The 20,943-nt window shown below is 37.8% G+C and carries 22 protein-coding genes; 9 read left to right on the top strand and 13 right to left on the bottom strand.

Annotated features, from left to right (window positions below; translation table 11 throughout):
* The first annotated feature begins 11 nt into the window (after positions 1–11).
* Both ACE1ET_RS02550 and ACE1ET_RS02545 read left to right on the top strand, forming a co-directional pair.
* Positions 12–1,262 (top strand): glycosyltransferase family 2 protein, encoded by a 1,251-nt coding sequence (locus ACE1ET_RS02550; protein WP_375726789.1) that lies wholly within the window; start codon positions 12–14, stop codon positions 1,260–1,262.
* 53 nt (positions 1,263–1,315) lie between these two features.
* Positions 1,316–1,834, top strand: a complete 519-nt coding sequence (locus ACE1ET_RS02545; RefSeq protein WP_375726788.1) for a lipocalin family protein — start codon at positions 1,316–1,318, stop codon at positions 1,832–1,834.
* A 47-nt stretch (positions 1,835–1,881) separates the two neighbouring features.
* Here the strand turns inward: ACE1ET_RS02545 and ACE1ET_RS02540 are convergent, their stop codons facing one another.
* Positions 1,882–2,616: a hypothetical protein gene (locus tag ACE1ET_RS02540; RefSeq protein WP_375726787.1), complete on the bottom strand. Its 735-nt coding sequence runs from the start codon at positions 2,614–2,616 to the stop codon at positions 1,882–1,884.
* Positions 2,617–2,903: 287 nt separating this feature from the next.
* Between ACE1ET_RS02540 and ACE1ET_RS02535 the strand changes: the two genes are divergently transcribed.
* Positions 2,904–3,749, top strand: coding sequence for an enoyl-ACP reductase FabI (locus ACE1ET_RS02535; protein WP_375726786.1), 846 nt, complete (start codon positions 2,904–2,906; stop codon positions 3,747–3,749).
* Positions 3,750–4,096: 347 nt separating this feature from the next.
* On the opposite strand, the gene ACE1ET_RS02530 is transcribed toward ACE1ET_RS02535, so the two are convergent.
* Positions 4,097–4,555, bottom strand: coding sequence for a Rieske (2Fe-2S) protein (locus ACE1ET_RS02530; protein WP_375726785.1), 459 nt, complete (start codon positions 4,553–4,555; stop codon positions 4,097–4,099).
* Between the two features lie 44 nt (positions 4,556–4,599).
* On the opposite strand from ACE1ET_RS02530, the gene ACE1ET_RS02525 reads away from it, so the two are divergent.
* From ACE1ET_RS02525 to ACE1ET_RS02515, 3 genes are all read left to right on the top strand, one after another.
* The gene (locus ACE1ET_RS02525; protein WP_375726784.1) at positions 4,600–5,109 is read left to right on the top strand and encodes a hypothetical protein; all 510 of its coding nucleotides are present in this window, start codon (positions 4,600–4,602) and stop codon (positions 5,107–5,109) included.
* A 156-nt stretch (positions 5,110–5,265) separates the two neighbouring features.
* The gene (greA, locus tag ACE1ET_RS02520; protein WP_375726783.1) at positions 5,266–5,736 is read left to right on the top strand and encodes a transcription elongation factor GreA; all 471 of its coding nucleotides are present in this window, start codon (positions 5,266–5,268) and stop codon (positions 5,734–5,736) included.
* Between the two features lie 5 nt (positions 5,737–5,741).
* Positions 5,742–6,134: an HIT family protein gene (locus ACE1ET_RS02515; protein WP_375726782.1), complete on the top strand. Its 393-nt coding sequence runs from the start codon at positions 5,742–5,744 to the stop codon at positions 6,132–6,134.
* A 285-nt stretch (positions 6,135–6,419) separates the two neighbouring features.
* On the opposite strand, the gene ACE1ET_RS02510 is transcribed toward ACE1ET_RS02515, so the two are convergent.
* From ACE1ET_RS02510 to ACE1ET_RS02500, 3 genes are all read right to left on the bottom strand, one after another.
* Complete coding sequence (locus tag ACE1ET_RS02510; RefSeq protein ID WP_375726781.1) at positions 6,420–6,566, bottom strand: hypothetical protein; 147 nt, start codon at positions 6,564–6,566, stop codon at positions 6,420–6,422.
* A 140-nt stretch (positions 6,567–6,706) separates the two neighbouring features.
* On the bottom strand, positions 6,707–7,399 hold the full coding sequence (locus tag ACE1ET_RS02505; protein WP_375726780.1) for a response regulator transcription factor: 693 nt from the start codon (positions 7,397–7,399) through the stop codon (positions 6,707–6,709).
* A 2-nt stretch (positions 7,400–7,401) separates the two neighbouring features.
* Positions 7,402–9,003 (bottom strand): sensor histidine kinase, encoded by a 1,602-nt coding sequence (locus ACE1ET_RS02500; protein WP_375726779.1) that lies wholly within the window; start codon positions 9,001–9,003, stop codon positions 7,402–7,404.
* A gap of 134 nt (positions 9,004–9,137) precedes the next feature.
* Here ACE1ET_RS02500 and ACE1ET_RS02495 point away from each other — a divergent pair, with 134 nt between their 5' ends.
* Positions 9,138–9,686, top strand: a complete 549-nt coding sequence (locus tag ACE1ET_RS02495) for a hypothetical protein (RefSeq protein WP_375726778.1) — start codon at positions 9,138–9,140, stop codon at positions 9,684–9,686.
* Positions 9,687–9,760: 74 nt separating this feature from the next.
* Here ACE1ET_RS02495 and ACE1ET_RS02490 read toward each other — a convergent pair whose 3' ends face one another.
* The gene (locus ACE1ET_RS02490) at positions 9,761–11,032 is read right to left on the bottom strand and encodes an MgtC/SapB family protein (RefSeq protein ID WP_375726777.1); all 1,272 of its coding nucleotides are present in this window, start codon (positions 11,030–11,032) and stop codon (positions 9,761–9,763) included.
* A gap of 117 nt (positions 11,033–11,149) precedes the next feature.
* Positions 11,150–13,732, bottom strand: coding sequence for an ATP-dependent Clp protease ATP-binding subunit (locus ACE1ET_RS02485; protein WP_375726776.1), 2,583 nt, complete (start codon positions 13,730–13,732; stop codon positions 11,150–11,152).
* A 333-nt stretch (positions 13,733–14,065) separates the two neighbouring features.
* On the opposite strand from ACE1ET_RS02485, the gene gyrA reads away from it, so the two are divergent.
* Both gyrA and ACE1ET_RS02475 read left to right on the top strand, forming a co-directional pair.
* The gene (gene gyrA / locus ACE1ET_RS02480; RefSeq protein ID WP_375726775.1) at positions 14,066–16,594 is read left to right on the top strand and encodes a DNA gyrase subunit A; all 2,529 of its coding nucleotides are present in this window, start codon (positions 14,066–14,068) and stop codon (positions 16,592–16,594) included.
* A 76-nt stretch (positions 16,595–16,670) separates the two neighbouring features.
* Positions 16,671–17,885, top strand: a complete 1,215-nt coding sequence (locus ACE1ET_RS02475) for a tetratricopeptide repeat protein (RefSeq protein WP_375726774.1) — start codon at positions 16,671–16,673, stop codon at positions 17,883–17,885.
* A gap of 403 nt (positions 17,886–18,288) precedes the next feature.
* Here the strand turns inward: ACE1ET_RS02475 and ACE1ET_RS02470 are convergent, their stop codons facing one another.
* From ACE1ET_RS02470 to ACE1ET_RS02445, 6 genes are all read right to left on the bottom strand, one after another.
* A complete protein-coding gene (locus ACE1ET_RS02470) occupies positions 18,289–18,549 on the bottom strand; it encodes a transporter suffix domain-containing protein (RefSeq protein ID WP_375726773.1) in 261 nt (86 codons plus the stop codon).
* Positions 18,546–18,866 (bottom strand): Fic family protein, encoded by a 321-nt coding sequence (locus ACE1ET_RS02465; RefSeq protein WP_375726772.1) that lies wholly within the window; start codon positions 18,864–18,866, stop codon positions 18,546–18,548. The genes ACE1ET_RS02470 and ACE1ET_RS02465 overlap by 4 nt, the downstream gene beginning before the upstream one ends.
* Before the next feature lie 3 nt (positions 18,867–18,869).
* Positions 18,870–19,076, bottom strand: a complete 207-nt coding sequence (locus ACE1ET_RS02460) for a hypothetical protein (RefSeq protein WP_375726771.1) — start codon at positions 19,074–19,076, stop codon at positions 18,870–18,872.
* Positions 19,077–19,138: 62 nt separating this feature from the next.
* Positions 19,139–19,960 (bottom strand): ImmA/IrrE family metallo-endopeptidase, encoded by an 822-nt coding sequence (locus ACE1ET_RS02455; protein ID WP_375726770.1) that lies wholly within the window; start codon positions 19,958–19,960, stop codon positions 19,139–19,141.
* Positions 19,941–20,345, bottom strand: coding sequence for a hypothetical protein (locus ACE1ET_RS02450; RefSeq protein ID WP_375726769.1), 405 nt, complete (start codon positions 20,343–20,345; stop codon positions 19,941–19,943). Before ACE1ET_RS02450 ends, ACE1ET_RS02455 begins: the two co-directional genes overlap by 20 nt.
* Entirely contained in the window at positions 20,338–20,928 is a 591-nt protein-coding gene (locus tag ACE1ET_RS02445; RefSeq protein WP_375726768.1) for a hypothetical protein, read from the bottom strand. The genes ACE1ET_RS02450 and ACE1ET_RS02445 overlap by 8 nt, the downstream gene beginning before the upstream one ends.
* Positions 20,929–20,943: the final 15 nt, after the last annotated feature.

Raw genomic sequence — 20,943 nt, 5'->3', positions numbered from 1 at the left:
GCCCTTTTTTTATGCACATCTACGAACAATACCTTAAAAAGCACAATATTCCCGGACAGTTTGTTTCCGGTTGGCATAAAAGTGTTTCGATCATAATTGTTATTCCATGTTATAATGAACCGGAAATAAAGCACACGTTAGATTCATTACAAAAATGCACACTTCCTGAAACGCATATTGAGGTCATAATATTGATTAATTCGGGAGAGCTGACACCGAATCATATTATTTCTCAAAATCGTGAAACATACAGCATGATCCTGCAGGAATTCCCTTTTGATCCGGATAAAAATCTGAATTTTAAACCCTGGATTATTGAAGGCATCCGTAAAAAACATGCCGGAGCCGGATATGCACGTAAGCTGGCCATGGATATGGCAGTTTCAACGTTCAATGGTATGGGAAACGAAAACGGCCTGATTGTTTCACTCGATGCAGATACGTTGGTAGAACCAAATTATCTCACAGAGTTATTTAATGTTTATTCAGATCCCGAAATACAAGGTGGAACCATACATTTCGAACATCCGGTAACGGATTCTGATGAACCTGAAAACCAGGCCATACTTTTATATGAATTGCATTTACGCTACTATCACAATGCCTTAAAAGAAATCGGATTCCCTTATTTTTATTACACCATTGGTTCTGCATTTTTCATACGCGCCTTAGAATATGCCAGACATGGCGGTATGAACCGGAAACAGGGTGGGGAAGACTTTTATTTCCTGCACAAGGTGTTGCCTCATATTAACAAAAAAATCCTCACTTCAACTAAAGTCATTCCGTCATCCAGAATTTCCGACAGGGTGCCATTTGGTACAGGGCCCAAAATCAGGCAATACCTTGAAACCGGAGAAATGCTGACCTATTGCATGGAAGCCTTTACTTCGCTTCAAAACTTTTTCAGTTTGAAAGAGAAGCTTTTTGAAACCGGTATAAACCAGATACAAGGGTTTATTAACGCTGTTCCCGAACCACTTTATACGTTTTTAATTGAGTTTAATGCAGAGGAAAAACTAATGGAACTCAATCAAAACACTGCCAATATTCAAACATTTACAAAACGTTTTTTTGATCTTTTCAATGCCTTTTTTATTGTAAAATACCTGAATGAGTCCCATCTGCAATATTTTAATATGAAGAATGTCTGGCCTGAAGTTTCTGATTTTTTTAAAAAGCACTTCCATATTGTTTCAGGTTCACCGTATGATTTATTAAACCAAATCAGACAGAGTGATATAAAAACAACTGAAAAGTAAACTCATCCCTAATTCGTTTGTTTTTAAAGTAACAGACAGTCAAACTTTAAAGTATGCGATACCTGACGTTAATACTAATAACCATGCTATTCGGATGTAAAACACAGAAACTTCAGCTTGAAACAGTGGATCATCTTGATCTGAAACAATATACCGGAACCTGGTATGAAATTGCACGGTTACCAAATTCGTTTGAGAAAGGTCTGAAATGTACTACAGCTAATTACAGCCTTAATAAAGACGGATCGGTAAAGGTTGTCAACAGAGGACATAAAATATCTGATCCGGGTAAAATTAAAGAGGCAACAGGTAAGGCACTTGTTCCGGATACGTCTTCACCGGGTAAGTTAAAAGTAAGCTTTCAGTGGCCTTTTTACGGTAAATACTGGGTCATTAAACTTGATCCGGAATACCAACATGTACTGGTGGGCACTCCATCGGGGAAATATTTATGGATACTGAGCCGCGATCCTGATATGAATGACAGGGAAATGATGGAATACGTTGAATTCGCTAAAAAACAAGGTTTTGATATTCAGAAATTAATCTACGTCGATCAGGACTGTAAATAAAAAGCCGCTGAAAATATCAACGGCTTTTCCTTATAAGATTCACTACGTTATAATGTTGGCTTACATTCCGAATATGAGGCAAATCGCCTTAAGATAGTAACCAGTTTAGTTAATTCCTCTGGTTCATTCATATATTCAAATCTTATTTTCTTATAGTAATACTCATCCTCAATGGACACCCATTCTTCTCCGCCATCATTACAATCGGGGCAACCATAAACAGATTCCATGTAATAGAACAATGGTTTACTGACAAAATCAAGCACCATGTTGGTACTGTCAACCGGAAAATTCATCGAACAGTCAATGTCAGGAAGTGTATCTGTATTCAGACTTTCGTACAGAAAATCCAACTGACCACGACTGAGGGTCATTGTTTCAGAACAGTAACCGATACACTCTCCGAACGAAGTTCCATAGGTAACTTTCATGTCCTGTTGTGCACGCTTAGCTGTTTGCAAATGAACGACTTTAATAAGTGCGGTCTTTAATTCATCCGACGCCGTATCTGTATAGGTAAACTGCACAGATTCATCATAAGTTGTTCCGGTAAACAGAATCTGCATTCCATTAACTTTCAGACTATCAGGAAATACATCCGGTTTCAGGAAGACATTATAATTCAAACTATGAATGAGGTACTGAGACGAATCTCCTTTAGGGAAATCATACACTGCTCCGGGGCTTTCATTAAAATAAACCGTTGTATAATTATCACTTTCCTTAAGACATGACGTAAATGCTGTTGCTATAACAATCAACAAAATGATTATCCTTCTCATATTTTTTCTTTTAAAGATATTAAAATTTAAAATTTAGTTGCATCAGACACATGATAAGTGCCAATAAAACTTTTAAAAGTGCAAAAATACACTTTAAAAATATTTAATAAAGAACCCAACAGGTTTTAACTTACCCTACCTTTTTAAATATAAAAATCTGTTATATAATCAGTTTTAGAACTTTTTCACACCAAGCAGTGTTTATTGTTTGATAAAATATAAAGCATAAAAGCCACACTTTTTAACAAAGTAACTACTTTTGTGCCCGTAATCATTAAAACTTTAATATGGCTTATAATTTACTTAAAGGAAAAAGAGGAATTATTTTCGGTGCGCTTAATGATATGTCAATAGCGTGGAAAGTTGCTGAAAAAGCAGTTGAAGAGGGGGCAACCGTAACACTTTCCAATACACCCATGGCAGTAAGAATGGGTGAGGTAAACGAACTGGCTAAAAAGCTGAACACAGAAGTTATTCCCGCCAATGCAACAGATGTGGAAGATCTGGAAAAGGTTTTCGACCGCTCTATGGAAGTTTTAGGTGGTAAAATTGATTTTGTCTTACACTCCATTGGGATGTCACCTAACGTTCGTAAAAAGATACCGTACGATGATCTTAATTATAACTATCTGTCGCAGACCCTTGATGTATCTGCAATCTCTTTTCATAAAATGATACAGGTAGCCAAAAAGAAAAAAGCAATAAATACATGGGGTTCCATTGTAGCCTTGTCTTATGTAGCTGCCCAGAGAACCCTGTATGGATATAACGATATGGCTGATGCCAAATCCCTGCTGGAAAGTATTGCCCGTAGCTTTGGTTATATCTATGGACGTGAAAGTAATGTACGCATCAATACAATTTCCCAATCGCCGACTATTACCACTGCAGGACAGGGCGTAAAAGGAATTGACAAACTGCTTGATTTTTCAGAACGTATGTCTCCGTTGGGAAATGCAACTGCCGAAGAGTGCGCAAACTACTGTGTGGTTATGTTCAGTGACCTGACTAAAAAGGTGACCATGCAGAATCTTTATCATGACGGAGGATTTTCAAGCATGGGTATGAGCCTCAGAGCCATGACCCAATATGAAAAAAGTTTCGATCTTGATGAGACTATTTCTTACGGATAACAGATAAAGAAAATACAGAGAAAGGCTTTCCGGTTTCGGGAGGCCTTTTCTTTTAAGACACAAGAATCAAGACCTTATTACTTATTTCAGCTGTCCGGTTAAATCTTCAGAGATTCCTCCTTCACTCGGAATGACAGGCAGTTGCTGGTTGTTGGGCTGGAGGATAAGTTGGTTTGCTACAGATTCGAAAACCAACTTATCCTCCAGCCCAATATGAACCTAAGAGACTGTCATTCTGAGCGTAATAAGATGAAACGAATAATCTTTAAGTAATATTGATTTTTTAACCGGACAACAATGATCACTTATCACTTATTACTTATTACTTATTACTAATCACTAACCTTCTAATTCGCATACTGATAAACCGAAAGTTCGTTTCCTGATACACTTACATTATACCGGCGGAGAGGGAGAGTGGCAGGTCCCGTTGACGGAATGCCGGAACCATCGATCAGGACGAATACGGAACTATCTACCGGACATACGGCCAGGGCACCGTCAGCATTTACCTGATGTGCTTCGTTAGGGTTATGCGTACAGCATCGGTCAAAAGCATAAAAACCTGAATTTGAAAATGAACTTTTAATTATAACAAGCCCTGCATAACCGGCCCTGCGACCGTAATTATCATAAGTTGGAAGTGTTATCGACTGGCCATCACCAAGTAATGCCGCATATTCCGGCCTGGTAAGATTAATCGTTACATTAAATGATACAGTAGGTATATTAGAGTTTATTTCGTCTTTACAACTGCTTAAAAACATTAAAACAACCATAAATGATATGATCCTGATTTTGAACATCAAAGAATATAGTTTATTTTTGATGTAAAGTTAAAGCAAAAATCATGGATTCCGATAACATTGGCGATTTTCTATATCTTATCCTTCTCGTTGTTTTTGGGATAATCGGCGTTTTTGCAAAAAAGAAAAAGAAGCCTGTAGGAACGACAGGAGCACCACGTCCTTCATCACAAACAAGGGATATCTTTGAAACACTGTTTCCTTCAGACCAGGATGATGAACCTATAAGGGAAACTGTTTTTGAACAGGAAGATGAAACGGATTATGAACCCTTCCCATCTGTAAAATCAAAGCCGGAAGTGGTTACAACAAAACCGGTATCTTCTGATTATACTTCAAAACTCCCCAACGAAGGGACGAGCATTCATGAGGATACTTATTCTCAGAAAATAAGAGGAACAGAGATATCGGATCAGATTAAGGATATGAATCCAATCAAAGAAGGCGAAATAGGTTATGAAGATTCATCTCCGGAATATGATTTGTCTGATCCTGAAGAAATAAAGAAAGCAATTATTTATTCTGAAATATTAAAAGCAAAATACATCCACTGAACGTAATTGTTTTTAAGCATTCTAAATATTGTGGACGTACAATATTTTAAATTCGGAAAAATCTTATTATTTTTGTAGCTGAACTTGAGGATCCTGATGAGGTATCAGGGTTCTTATTTTTTTATGTACTATTGAAAATTATTGGAGGATACCCATATGGCAGTTTCGTATATTTCAAAAGAAGGGCTTGAAAAGCTTAAAAAAGAATTAGAATATCTTGAAAGTGTAGAAAGGCCGTCTATCTCTCATCAGATAGCTGAAGCTCGTGATAAAGGTGATCTCTCTGAAAATGCTGAATATGATGCAGCAAAAGAAGCTCAGGGATTACTGGAGATGCGTATTGCCAAATTACAGGATACAATTGTTAATGCACGAATCATTGATGCATCCATGATTAATACCGATACGGTTCAGTTGATGAATAAGGTTAAAATCAAAAATGTAAAAACCGGTGCGGTTATGAGCTATACCCTGGTTTCTGAATCGGAAGCCGACCTCAAGAATGGTAAATTATCTATAAGTACACCAATTGCTCAGGGTTTGCTGGGGAAAAAAGTTGGTGATGTTACCGATGTTAAAGTACCAACAGGTATTGTTCCGTTTGAGATTCTTGAAATTTCAATATAATTAAAATGGCTTCCATATTTTCAAAAATAGTTGCAGGAGAAATTCCATCTTATAAAATTGCAGAAGACGATAAGTTTTTCGCTTTTTTGGATATTAATCCGCTGGTTGAAGGACACACCCTGGTAATTCCTAAAAAAGAAATTGACTATATATTTGATTTGGATGATGTACTTCTGGCCGACATGATGGTGTTTGCAAAGAAAGTGTCCAAAGGCATTAAAGAGGCTATTCCGTGTAACAGGGTAGGTGTAGTGGTACTTGGTTTGGATGTGCCTCATGCACATATTCACCTTATTCCGCTGAATTCTGCGGACGATATTAATTTTAGCCGTGCAAAGCTGAAATTTACGCCGGAAGAATTTAATGCAACCGTTAAAAAGATTCAAAATAATCTGTAACACAAAGGTTTAAAAAGAGACTCCTAAAGAGTCGGGAATTCACAATATTTTGTTTGCCGTAGCATTTTTGTTACGGCTTTTTTGTGTCAGCAACGAGAATACGATAGTTCTGCATTTGTAATGTTATGGACTTTGATTTCCTGAATAGTTAGATATATATTGGCTTTGTGTAACTAAAGGGATTTAACACCCTCTCCTTCGGATTCACCCAGTTGTTTCTTTTGAAGCATCAAAAGAAACCAAAAATGCTAGCTGTAAAGAACCGCAATAACTTACACGAATGTATTAAACTGTAAGTCTTCCAACGCGCCAATCCGCACCCTTTACAGCGGCAAACGCACGGTCTAAATAAGCTCTGGCTTTTGACACAATAACGATGCCCCAGTTAAGGGTCACCCTAATACTTCGGGGTAGTCTCAGGTCAATGAGCATAGTGAATGTAATTTGGGGTTAGGAAAGTCATGTAAATCAAGGCCGAGGCAATATCCTCAGTTTAAATCAGGAGCAGATCAAGGCCTCATGAATAAACGGATTAATGAAATAAAAAGCAAACAATCTTTGTTGCGGCAATATTATTCCCTGATGGACAGGATATAACCGCTACGTGGAATGGAGTCTATTTTAATATCCGGATCGTGTTGCAGGCGTTTTCTGAGCTTGGTGATGAACACATCCATACTGCGGCCATTAAAATAATCGTCCTCTCCCCAAAGCTTGTTCAGCACTTCAGCACGCGGGATCAATTCATTCCTGCGGGATATAAGTAATTCAAGCAATTCGGCTTCACGGGGCGAAAGACGGATGATTTCTCCGGATAATACCAGGTTTCGTAGTTGCACATTAAACGTATATTTCCCTATCTGGTATTCTTTGGTTTCGGTCTGAACCGGAACTTTATTCCGTTTCAGAATAGCATCAATCTTATAGAGCAACACTTCCGTATCAAAAGGTTTGGTGATGTAATCATCGGCACCCGTCTTATAACCTTTTACAATATCTTCTTTCATTGACTTTGCCGTAAGAAACACGAAAGGAAGCTCCGCATCCTGTTCCCTTATATTTGTGGCAATGGTAAATCCGTCCACATATGGTAACATCACATCAATAATGGCCAGGTCGAATTTAGCTGGTTCAAAGCCTTCCAGGGCAGATTTTCCGTCAGAAAACCAATCCACCCTGTAATTATTCAACTCAAGAAAGGTTTTAAGCACATTCCCGAAGGGCAAATCGTCTTCTACAAAGAATATATGTTTGGTATCAGTCATATTTAAACAGAATAAGGTAAAAACATATTGAACGTACTGCCCTTTCCCGGTTCACTTTCTACGTTAATGGTTCCTTTATGAGCTTCACATACGGCTTTCACATAACTCAGTCCAATACCAAATCCTTTTACATTATGCACATTTCCTGTTGGAATCCGGTAAAATGTATCAAAAATTCGGTGCTGCATTTGTTTACTTAACCCTATGCCGTTATCTGACACGGAAATTATCACCCCATTTGTTGTTCCGCTGGTTTCTATTTTTATTACCGGTGAATGAGGCGTATATTTTTCGGCGTTATCAACCAGATTGGTTATACTGTTATAGATATGCTCATAATCAGCCAGTACCACGGGATTTGCGGCATTCAAACCACAGCTGATTGTTCCGTTCCGGCTTTCCAGTTTAAGCGCAAATTTTGTGCAGATATCTTCCAGTATTTCATGTAAATCCACCGGTTTGAACCGGAATTCCACTTCCTTCCTTTCCATGCGGGCCACGCTAAGAATCTTTTCCACATGCCCGTTCATGCGTTTATTTTCCTGCTTTATCAGATTGGCATACTCAGAAACGGCTTCGGGATTATCCACCACTTTTTTATTAACCAGAGAATCGGCTGCAACAGCAATTGTAGCTATTGGTGTTTTAAATTCATGGGTCATATTATTGATAAAATCCGATTTTACCTCTGATATTTTCTTTTGCAGTAAAATGGAATAAATACTCAGGATAAAGGCAGTGATAATCAGCAGCGTAAAAAGGAGGGAGGCAAACATGAGCCAGTTCACCGATTTCAAAAAATACCGGTTCTCTCCGTCAAATTTCACTGCCACAAACAAATCCTTTCTGATAATATCATTTGGAAAAAGCATGGCCTGATAGCTGTTTTCCCTGAATCCCAGCGTATCTGTAATTTCCTTACTGCTTTCAGTTATTATTCCCGAATCGATCACCGCCAGATTATACGGCAGCTCAATATGACTATTTTTCAGTTCATCATTCACAACCTCCTGCACAGCATCGAAATCAACCGGCAGCTTTTTCTCCATGATTGTCACCTCTGTCTGAAGCTTCTCTCCAATCCAGTTGATCCTTTTTTCCTTGTCTTTTATACGCTGAATAATCACATCCTTTTGATTGTCTCCATGAGTGATCACAATCGTCGTATCCGAATTTACAACTTTTATCGTATAGTCCTTATTATTAATACTGTCATGACCAGTGCTTACAACCACATTATTGTTTTTGAAAGTAAACTGTTTGTTTTTTACTTTTCCTGTGGTAATAAAGCTCATTTTTAACCTGTTCAGGTCTGCTGTATCAAGCTGAGGAATCGTAATATTCTTAGGCAGTTTAACTTCTATTTCCTGCGTTGGAGGAGGAGGAGGCGGAGGAACCGGAATTTCGTTCTTTACAAAATAATTGATGTACGATTTATTTTCAATCCGCTCAGAACTGCTCGTCAATGCATTGATAACTTTGGTTCTGTATTCTTCTTTACGCAGCTTGACAGCATTGTTGATCCAGATAATCTGAATGACAATAATTCCGGGCAATGCCAGAGACATAATGATAATAAGAATTATTAATGTACTGCGTTTCATACCTCAAAATTAGAAATTTAAATCATATACTTAAAAACGTTAACCAACCGTTAACCCGAATTAACCGGTCATTAACCATCTTTCAGAATGACAAGCCATAATTTTGGGATATCAAATTTCAAAATATGGATCAAATGAAAAGAAATCTATTATTCAACAGCCTGGTCGTAACATTCGGTGTAATTTTCGCAATATCGGCACAGGATAAGACCAAAAAGGTTGAGAAAAATGTTCAGGTCGTAGTGAAAGACGGAAAAGTTGTTATGGATACCGTAATATGGACGGATGTTGATAGCGATATGGACTATTCTTTCGCAACCGACAGTACAGTCAATGTTTTTGTGATCAAAAAGGGAGACGGGAAAGAGGAGAAGATCATTAAGATTAACGCGATGCACGGAACTCCCGGAAAGGAGATGAAAATCAAAACCATCGTAGACGGAGATGGAGACACGTCTGTTGTAAAAACCATAATTCTGTCAAATGGCTTTGATCATGATTTAAATTTTACGGTTCCGCCACCGCCGCCGCCACCACTTCCAAAAATCAAATTCAGAACCCAAAACTATGATCCTCTGGAAGCCGTTTTAAACGATCCTGATTACGAAATTCTGGATTACACAAAAAAGGAAAAAAACGGTGTTGAACGAATCGAGATCAAACGAAAAAAAATAGAAGAATAATTTAAATGTTTGATTAATTCCCCAATTAATCATTGTGTTTCCGAAAGAGAAGTTGTATCAGCTTCTCTTTTTTTTTAAACAATGATCACAAACAGAATATTTACGACAATGATAGCCAGAAATCCGACAATTAACCATCGGGTTTGCTTTTTGGCAAACAGGCTAATGGCATAAAACATTTTTAAAAAGTTGTTGCTGACAATTGCCAGTAACGACGAAGAAGCAATGGCACTGAGTGCAATCTCGTATTTTCCCTGAAACATATTCAGCAAAAACGGATCAATATCAGCTACACCAACAATAAGCGCCAGAATATGCAGTCCGTCGGTTCCCCAGGTCTTTATGGCAAAATGGTTCACAAAGGTAAACAGGATGTATAAACCAGTAAATAAGAGCGCTACGTTGAATTCCAGAGGGTTTTTATTTTCCTTCACTTCTGCAACATCACCTTGTTTATGCGATCCTTTTAAATAGTACAGCAATATGCCTGAGGCTGCTGCAATTACAGCAAGAATCAGCAAATACGGAACCATTAACTGCGCAAGTGTTTTGTTAAAAATATAGACCAGTATAATGATCCTAACATACATCATGGATTGAGCCAAAAGTATTCCGGCCGTAATTTCATTGGATTGTTCAGGCATAGACTTACTTTTCCGTGAAAGCACAACCGTCGTAGCAGTGCTTGAATATAAGCCACCTAAGATACCTACCAGTAACAACCCCGCATTTTTAAACACAAATTTTCGAAGCAGGTAGCTCACGTACGAAATGGATGAAATAACCACGACTGCCAGCCATATTTTATACGGCGTTATGGTGAGATACGACACAATGGGCTTGTCCGGCAAAAGAGGCAGAATAATGCCTGCTATCAGAATAAACTTTGCGACTGTAATAAATTCAGTCTTATCAAATTTTTGAGACACAGATGTCAGCTTTTCCTTTAATTCAGAAAAAATGAGGATAATAACAATATAGGTCAGGTACACATATATGGGCTGGGTGATCAGTACTGCTGCCTGAAAATAGGTGAGAAGAGCAACCATCACTGAAGTTAGTCCGGGTTTGTTGTGTTTTCCCCATTTATGATAATAGTGGATGCCAAGAAATAAGGACAGAATTATAGCTCCGGTCATAAAAAACAGCTTGCTGTCCCTGTCAAGAATAAATAACACGAATCCCATGATACCGATAAAGGTAAATGTACGGTCTGTTCCGAAAACATATTCATCTTTGTCGTTATCGCGAAGGTGTTTTTGAGAAAGGCCTATGATCAGTGAAAAAACTGTGATCATAACCAAATGGATCAACACATCGTTGAAGTAGGGAGGTATAGTATTCATCAGCAGGAAAATTTTAAAAATACAAGGTACACAAAAAAGAAATATGTTCCTTATGAGCTGCTAAATAAAAAAGGAGACCAAAATCTGATCTCCTTTCCCTATTTATTTTTATAGCTGTTATTCTTTTTCAGAATCATTTTTTTCAGGAATCTCCTTCGGAGAATCGGGAAGCGCCTTTCTTTTCCTGTTAGGTGGCAATTTCGCTTTTCCCTTTTCAATGCTGGTAACAATTTTGTGTTCTTCTTTATCAAAGTCAACAACAATAGCATCACCCTCGGTCACCGTAGCTTTGATAATAATCTCAGCCATTTCGTCCTCAAGATATTTCTGAATGGCCCTTTTCAGCGGTCGTGCACCAAACTGTACGTCATACCCTTTTGAAGCAATAAACCGCTTTGCCTCATCGGTAAGTTTCAGTTCATATCCAAGATTCTGTACACGGCTGTATAAACCTTTCAGTTCAATATCTATAATTTTGAAAATTGATTCTTCATTAAGCTGTTCAAAGGTAACCACATCATCGATACGGTTCAGAAACTCCGGCGCAAACGCTCTGTTTAAAGCTTTCTGAATGACACTTCGTGCATGTTCCTTGTCATTGCCTGAACCAGTCTGAAATCCGACACCACGACCAAAATCCTTTAACTGACGCGTACCTATGTTGGATGTCATAATGATGATGGTATTTTTAAAGTCGATCCGGCGTCCCAGACTGTCTGTCAAACGACCTTCATCCAGAACCTGAAGCATGATATTAAATACATCCGGATGTGCCTTTTCAATTTCATCAAGCAATACTACAGCATAAGGCTTTCTGCGCACTTTTTCAGTCAGCTGCCCACCTTCTTCATAACCTACATATCCGGGAGGTGCACCAACCAGGCGCGATACGGAGAATTTCTCCATATACTCACTCATATCAATCCTGATCAACGCATCTGTTGTGTCAAACAGGAACTGCGCCAGTATCTTCGCCAGATGGGTTTTACCAACACCGGTAGGTCCCAGGAAGATAAATGATCCAATTGGTTTATTCGGATCCTTTAAACCGACACGGTTACGTTGAATCGCTTTCACGATCTTATCAACCGCTTCATCCTGTCCGATAATCAGTTTTTTCAGTTCCTCTGCCATCAGCATCAGGCGTTTGCTTTCGGCTTGTGCAATGCGTTGAACCGGAATACCTGACATCATGGCAACAACTTCTGCCACTTTTTCTTCATCCACAATTTCGCGATGCTGCTGAATCTCTTCTTCCCACTTATCTTTTGCGGCATCGAGGTTCAGAATATATTCCTTTTCCTTATCCCTGAAACTCGCTGCCAGCTCAAAATTTTGTGATTTCACAGCTTTCAGCTTCTGTTCCTTGGTTTCTTCAATCAGTTCTTCCAGCTTTACAATATGTTCGGGAACCACAATATTTGTAATGTGAACCCTTGAACCGGTTTCGTCAAGCGCATCAATCGCTTTATCCGGCAAATGACGGTCGCTGATATAACGCTCTGTTAAAGAGACACAAGCCTCCAGTGCATCTTCGGTATACGTCACATTATGGTGATCTTCGTACCGGTCTTTAATATTTTTCAGGATCGCCAGTGTTTCTGCAGGTGTGGTCGGATCAACCATAACCTTCTGGAAACGGCGTTCCAAAGCACCATCCTTTTCAATGTTCTGGCGGTATTCATCAAGCGTTGTTGCACCAATACACTGAATCTCACCTCTGGCTAAGGCCGGTTTTAACATGTTGGCCGCATCCAGTGAACCCGCGGCGCTACCTGCACCTACAATGGTATGAATCTCGTCGATGAACAAAATGATATCCGAGTTTTTACTCAGCTCATTCAGAATGGCTTTCATCCTTTCCTCGAACTGCCCACGGTATTTGGTTCCCGCTACAATTGAAGCCATATCGAGAGCTATAACCCGTTTATCAAATAATACACGCGATACCTTACGGCTTACGATCCGCATGGCAAGCCCCTCAACAATGGCAGATTTACCAACACCAGGTTCACCTATAAGTACCGGATTATTTTTCTTACGCCTGCTTAAAATCTGTGCCAGACGTTCAATTTCTTTTTCCCGTCCAATAATCGGATCGAGCCTGTTCTCTTCAGCCGCGCGGGTCATATCCACGCCAAAGTTGTCAAGAACCGGTGTATCGGAATTAGAACGTGGATTTGCTTTACCCTGATCTCCGGAAGGAGAGGAGCCTGACACAGGTATATCCTGGTCATCATCGTCATCATGATATTCAGACCGAGTCTGAACATGCTCATTTTCAAATATTCTTCTCACTGAATCGTAGGTTATATTAAAATCCTGAAGCATACGTGCCACCAGATTATTTTTCTCTTTTAACAATGCTAATAATAAGTGCCCTGTTCCTACAACTTCACTACTTAAAGATCTGGCTTCAAGATAGATCAGCTTCAGAATTTTCTCACTGGTACTCGTGAGCGGAAGATTACCGGATAAACTTTGATGATAATCACCACGAATCTCGTTCTCAAGTGATGTCTTTATATCAATAATATCAATGTTCAGCATTTCCAGTACATCCATCGCTCTTCCTTCTCCTTCGCGTAGTATTCCCAAGAAAAGGTGCTCCGGTCCAATGGATTCATTTCCAAGCCTTTCCGCTTCCTCCTTGCTGTAGGTCAGCACATCTTTAATCCGTTTTGATAATTTGGAATCCATTTATTCGTTATTTAATATGGGTAAAAATAGAAAAGTTAATACATACCAACAAAATTTCTTCACCCATCTTTTCAATAATTTAACAACAAAAATCTCAATGCTGGATACATTTTTAACAATAACTATGCCGATTTTGTTTTCCCTGAATTCCGGGTGCATTTATAAATATTTAACATATTGATTATCAGATGCTTTATAATTTAATTAACTTTTTATCCAATCGTTCTGTTAATTGCCTTTTTTCTATTATTTTCGCTTAGTTGTAACGTTTGGAACATATTATTTTTATTACATCGAAATCAATAAAATTACGATACTAAAAACATATATTAAATGACTGAAGGAGAAAAGGTTATAAAGATTAATATTGAGGAGGAGATGAAATCGGCCTACATCGATTATTCGATGTCGGTAATTGTTTCCCGTGCTTTACCAGATGTCAGGGATGGTCTGAAACCTGTTCACAGGAGAGTTTTGTTTGGTATGAATGAGCTTGGTTTAGCTGCCAACAGATCTTATAAAAAATCCGCAAGAATTGTAGGAGAGGTGCTTGGTAAGTACCACCCGCATGGTGACAGTTCCGTTTATTTCGCAATGGTCAGAATGGCACAGCCATGGTCGTTGCGCTATCCCTTGGTAGATGGTCAGGGTAACTATGGTTCAATTGACGGTGACAGTCCGGCAGCTATGCGTTACACAGAGGCACGTTTGCAAAAGATCGCTGAAGAGACTTTGGCAGACCTGGATAAAAATACAGTAGACTTTAACAATAACTTTGATGATACTTTAAAAGAACCATCAGTTTTACCTACAAAAATTCCGAACCTGCTTGTTAACGGTACATCGGGAATTGCGGTAGGTATGGCCACCAATATGCCGCCTCATAATTTGAGTGAGGTATCGGATGCTGTTGTTGCTTATGTTCAAAATCCGGATATAGACATCGAAGGTCTGATGGAGCATGTAAAAGCGCCTGACTTTCCGACAGGTGGTACCATTTACGGTTACAGTGGAGTTAAAGAAGCCTATGAAACGGGCAGAGGCAGGGTCGTAGTCCGTGCAAAGGCCGAAATCGAGGTCAGTGACAATGGCCGCGAGAAAATTATTGTAACCGAAATACCTTACCTTGTAAATAAGGCAGAACTCATTATGAAGGTGGCTGACCTTGTTAATGACAAAAAGATTGAGGGTATTTCAAACCTGAATGATGAATCGGACCGAAATGGTATGCGCATCGTATTTGAGATTAAAAAAGATGCCATTGCCAATGTGGTTCTTAATAAATTATACAAATACACACAATTACAGAATGCGTTCAGTGTAAACAGCATTGCGCTGGTGAATGGAAGACCTAAAATACTGACGCTGAAAGATCTGATTTCCAACTTTGTGGATCACCGCCATGAGATTATTGTACGTCGTACGCAATATGAACTGGATCAGGCCGAAAAAAGAGCTCATATCCTTGAAGGACTCATTATTGCCAGCGATAACATTGACGAAGTGATCCGGATCATTCGTGGATCTTCAACACCGGATGAAGCAAGGGAATCCTTAATGACCACATTCAGTTTATCTGAGGTTCAGGCACGTGCCATCGTAGAGATGAGGCTTCGTCAGTTAACCGGACTGGAACAGGATAAGTTAAGAGCAGAATATAACGATTTAATAGCGGAAATTGCACGTTTAAAGGAAATTCTGGAAAAACAAGAATTGAGAATGCAGATCATCGTTGATGAAATGCTTGAAATAAAAGCAAAATACGGTGACGAAAGAAGAACAGATATTGTTTATGCCTCGGAAGAATTCAACCCGGAAGATTTCTATGCAGACGAAGAGATGATCATCACCATTTCGCATATGGGATACATCAAAAGAACACCGCTTGCAGAATTCCGTACACAAACCAGAGGTGGAGTTGGGTCTAAAGGAAGCAACACCCGCGATGAGGATTTCCTCGAAGATATTTATCCGGCGTCCATGCATAATACCATTATGTTCTTTACGCAGAAAGGACGTTGTTTCTGGAAGAAGGTATGGGAAGTCCCGGAAGGAAATAAAAACTCCAAAGGCCGGGCTATTCAGAACTTGCTGAATATTGATCCGGATGATAAAGTGAATGCATTCATTAAGGTGAAAAATCTGGATGACGCCGAATTTATCAACAGTCATTACCTGATGTTCTGTACCCAGCAGGGTGTAATCAAGAAAACATTACTCGAAGCATATTCAAGACCACGTGTGAACGGTGTAAACGCCATTTCACTGCGTGATGATGATCGTGTAATTCAGGTAAGACTAACGGATGGTGAAAATGAAATTCTAATCGCCAATAAAAACGGACGCGCCATCAGGTTCAACGAAAAAACCGTCCGCCCAATGGGTAGAACAGCCACCGGAGTCCGGGGAATGACGCTGGATGGAGGAAATGACGAAGTGGTTGGCATGATTTGTGTTAATAACCTGAATGAATCTATTCTTGTGGTAAGCGAAAAAGGATACGGAAAGCGTTCCGATATCGACGACTACCGCATCACCAACAGAGGTGGTAAAGGTGTAAAAACCATTAATATTACTGAAAAGACCGGAAATCTGGTTTCCATAAAGAATGTAACCGATGACCATGATCTGATGATCATTAATAAATCAGGGGTCACTATTCGACTGGCAGTAAGCGAAATGCGCATTATGGGTAGAAATACACAAGGCGTGCGGCTTATCAACCTGGATAAACGGAACGATGAAATTGCCAGCGTTACAAAGGTAATTCATGAAGAGGAAGAACTGATTGAGGACATTCTGGATGAAACATCAGATGTGGAAAATAGTTCAGAAAACGGTGAAAATGGGGATAATGAATAGATTTTGAATTAATTATTATTAAAAAAATTCATAGTTTTGCATTCTCAATTGAACTCAAATAAAAATGAAAAATAACATGAAAAAACTGATTTTAATATTCACAGTTGGTTTGATGAGCACAGGTTTATTCGCTCAGAAAGGTGCTGTTAGTTATGCCGATTACGAATTATCTGCTGACAAGCCCGATTACGATAAGGCTGTTGCCAAAATTGAAGAGGCTGTGAAGAATGAAAAAACAAAAGACTGGCCTAAAACTTACATTGTAAAAGAGCGCGTTTACCGTACTTATTACGAAAAAAAGGACAAAAAAGAAGCGTATATTGACAGTGCTTATAATGCATTGATGAAAGCTGATTATCTGGACAGAAAAGGTAATGAAAAAGGAAAAGGTATTGGTAAATATCAGAAAGATATCCTTTTGGAGATGGTTAACCTTCGTAACGTATTGATTAACGAAGGAGTGTACGCCAATAACGATCTTAAGGATTATGATCGTACACTTAACGCCTTTGAAAAGGTACTGGCCATTGACAAAAATGAAACATACTTACAGGATAAACCATACGTTATGGACACTGTGATTATGTACAATACACTGGCCACTGCTTATTCTGCAAAAAAGTATAATAAAGTAGTTGAACTGGCTCCCGATGTGATTAAAACAGGATATCAGGAAGATCAGCCATATCTGATTTTGTATGATAGCTATAAAAACCTGAATGATACAGTAAAAATGCTGGATGTATTGAAGGAGGCATTACTTAAATTCCCGGATAAAAAGGTATTCCTCGATCAGTTGGTATACCACTATGTTGAAATGGGAGATGCTCAGGAAGGGATTAATTATATTCAGCAGTCACTGGCAAAAGATCCTAACAATGCACAGTTGCTCTTTATTCTAGGTACATTCTACGATGAAGTGGGAGAGAGAGATAAAGCTATTGAAGCTTACAAAAAGGTTAACGAAGTTAAAGATGCACCGGAAAGTTCTATCACCAACGCCAATTATAACCTCGGCGTAATTTATTACAATGTTGCCGTTGAAGCCATGAATGAGGCGAACGAAATCAAAGACTATAAAAAATTCAAAGCAGCTGAAGAAAAGGCTATTAAAGAATTCGACGTTTGTATTCCTTATTTCGAAAAATGTCTGGAGGTTGATCCGAACAATGTTGATGCATTAGAGGCTTTAAAACCGGTTTATTATCGTTTGATAAAATTTGATAGTAAAAAATATCAGCAGAAGTACAACCAGACAATGGATAAACTGAAAGAATTAGGCAAACAATAAAGCATACAATGAACCGGTCAGAATAGGGCCGGTTTATTTTTTACATACTCTATTTAACATAATATTTATTATAAGACAATCAATTATAAAACCGTAACAGGACTGAAAGTCATGTTTAACATAAAATCTGTTATGGTTGACGGAGTCCCATAACTATCGATTTTATGTCAAGGTTTTATGTCTGGTCTTTTTGAACAACATATTATGAATGCCGGAGAAAATATATTTTCCCTACAGGACAATATCATAAATAGAAATATCCTTTTCCCGACTTATAGTTCCTTACGGGACAATTACTGTAATTTATTATGTTAAACTAATAATCCCTCAGATTTAAATATTCCTGTATAAATACCCGGATTATTTCAAATATTGAATTCTCAGAGCCTTTAGCCACAGATAATTATTTTGACTTGCGCTTAAACCAGTTTACGGGATTCAGTTTGTCCCTGTATTTTTTAAACAATTCTTTTCCCACTAAAAATCCTCCGGCATAAAATAAAACTTCCATGCTAATCAATGCAGTTGTTGATCCGATGACCTTGGTTTTATTTTCCAAATCCAAAAACGGAATCAGTAACATAATTGCAAAAGCGACACCTGACAGTAAGATCAGAATAATTCCAAATTTTATTTGCTGGCTCTTTTTCAACTGAAGTTTCATAATGAGGATTTAATAGTATAACTGGTACTGCGGCCACCACCTGGTTCTTTTTCCAGAATTCCTTTATCCATTAAATCCTGTATATCCCTGAGTGCCGTATCCGGTGAACATTTGGCTAGTTTAGCCCACTTGCCCGTTGTCAGCTTACCATAAAAATTATCCAATATCTTATTTAACATAATATATTGACGCTTATTAAAAGATGTGGCTGCATGTTTTTCCCAGAATCTGGCTTTAAACATCACATTTTCAAGCATTTCGTCTGTGTCGTTCAGGGCATCCTGCAGTATTCGCAAGTACCACTGTAACCATTTCATAATTCAATCTGTTTGCGGAATTTTTATACTTTTGTCTGTATTTTCAAGATTTAGTGTTTGTAACGAGATTTCGTAATAATTCCCTGTTTTTGATTTAATTATAAAATCCACTCCCCTTCTCCCACTTTCGTTTTTGAATACATCAAGGCGCGCTTTCATTAATTCTAATTTCAAGAAATGAGAAGCGTATTTAGAGAGTTTATCATTCATATAAAATTATTGTATATTGAACAAAAAATTAACTTCTAATTCTTCTTTACATATTTTTTTAATCATTTTAATTCTTCCCAAACAACACTAAGCGCGGTGTTATATTTTTGTGTGGCAATACAGTATTCATAAAAATTGTAATCTCTATCATCTTCATAATCTCTTAGTTCAAACCAAGTAGATTTCCAAACTTGTTGTTTGGATTCCCTCTTTTTGTATATTTTCCCTTCGTTAAAGAATTCAGCTGCAACTGAATCTTCTGGGGGAGCAAGTCGAGTTCTATCTATTATGTAATGCGGATATCCATCTGGCCATTTCCAATATTTGACAATATTATTATAACAATGAAATAAACAAACGGGATGAGCACCATATTCAAAGTATTTAAAGGTTGTGGCTGTTATACTGGATTTAAAATAATCAGCTAATTCTCTCAAAAGATCAGGTGAAAATTTTTTTCCTTTTTGTTTTTCAATAAAAAGTTCAGTTGGCATTAACAATTCTGAAGCAAACTGATTTGCTTCAAATTCAAGAATACCTTCTTTAGCTTGTTTCTCTATACTATTAAACCATGTCGTTGTTTTCTCAGTATCTTCATGTATTTTGGCCCCTTTATGCATCAATAAATGTCCTAATTCGTGTGCCAATGTAAAATTGATTTTTGATTCTAACTGTATTGAATTATTTATTTCAATTATGTGATTTCTTTTACCAAAAATTATTCTGCCATCACAATTTGATAGATCCTTATAAATTATTGTTCCACCTAGGCCATAAATAAGCATTTCAAGTGTAATATCATCACCGAGTCTCTTAATTCCATAATTGTTTAATAAATTAATTGCCTCTATTTGCCCTCTATTACTACTCAGTTTGTTCATCATCAAGTTCGTCCATTAAATCTACCAGATTTTTACCTTTAATAATTTCTTTTATTTCATCTTCACTTAATTTATCCAAATTTCTATGTTGAACTTCAAGTTCATTACTTTTTATCAATTCTATCAACGTGGCTATTGGCTTCTCAAGATTTTTGTGAATCGCTTGATAAAATCTGCTTGCAAGTTCATCTAGTATTTCCTCAGACTTCTGTTTTCTTACCTGACTTTTATACTTTAATTTGGTTCTATTAAGGAACTGTTGAATTCTCTTTTGACTTTCTGAAATGTCTTGCCCCTCCTCGCCTAGTCTTTTTGACAATTCTTCTTTATCCATTTCAAGATAATATGATTCGATGCCAAGGTCCATATTTTTCTTAATATTACTCATAACGTTTAATTGCTTTAACTTTCCTTGATTTTAGCCGTTTAATTGCATTATAGATTTCATCAATTTCTACTTCTAAAAAGTTTGATATTTCCGAAGGTTTGTACATTCCTTCGCACCAACAATCGAAGATTAATTGTTCTAATACAGTGCATCCCTCCTCTTTCAGCAAACTGATGAATTTGTCTTTTTGTTCATTAAATTCAAGATTTTTAAAGCTAGGATCTTCGCTAATCATTTCGTCGTAATAATCTTGTAACTCAAGAAAAACTGCGTTCGTAGAACCTTCGGTATCATTTAATTCTTTGTACCTTCTTTTGCGTTTTTCTCTAAAATCACTGATTTCACTTTTAAGAACACCAAAAGCAAACTGCTCAAAACTATAGATTGATTTATCCCAGTTCCTTATGCTTTGAATAGCTTTTTCAAATACCACAAAAACAAAATCAATTGGCTCTAATCCTTCATATTGTTTTGGATCACGCCCCAATCTATCTATAGTATAAAGTTCCATTCTCAATATCAAATTATCAAGATCAGAATACTCATTAAGAACCTTAATAATTTCTTCATTTAAATCGGACATGAATTCTTTAATTGA

The organism is Quyinboa mangrovi (assembly GCF_042219825.1).
In the GTDB taxonomy this organism is placed as follows: domain Bacteria; phylum Bacteroidota; class Bacteroidia; order Bacteroidales; family UBA5342; genus JBHJHP01.
This window is presented reverse-complemented; position numbering and strand designations above follow the sequence as displayed.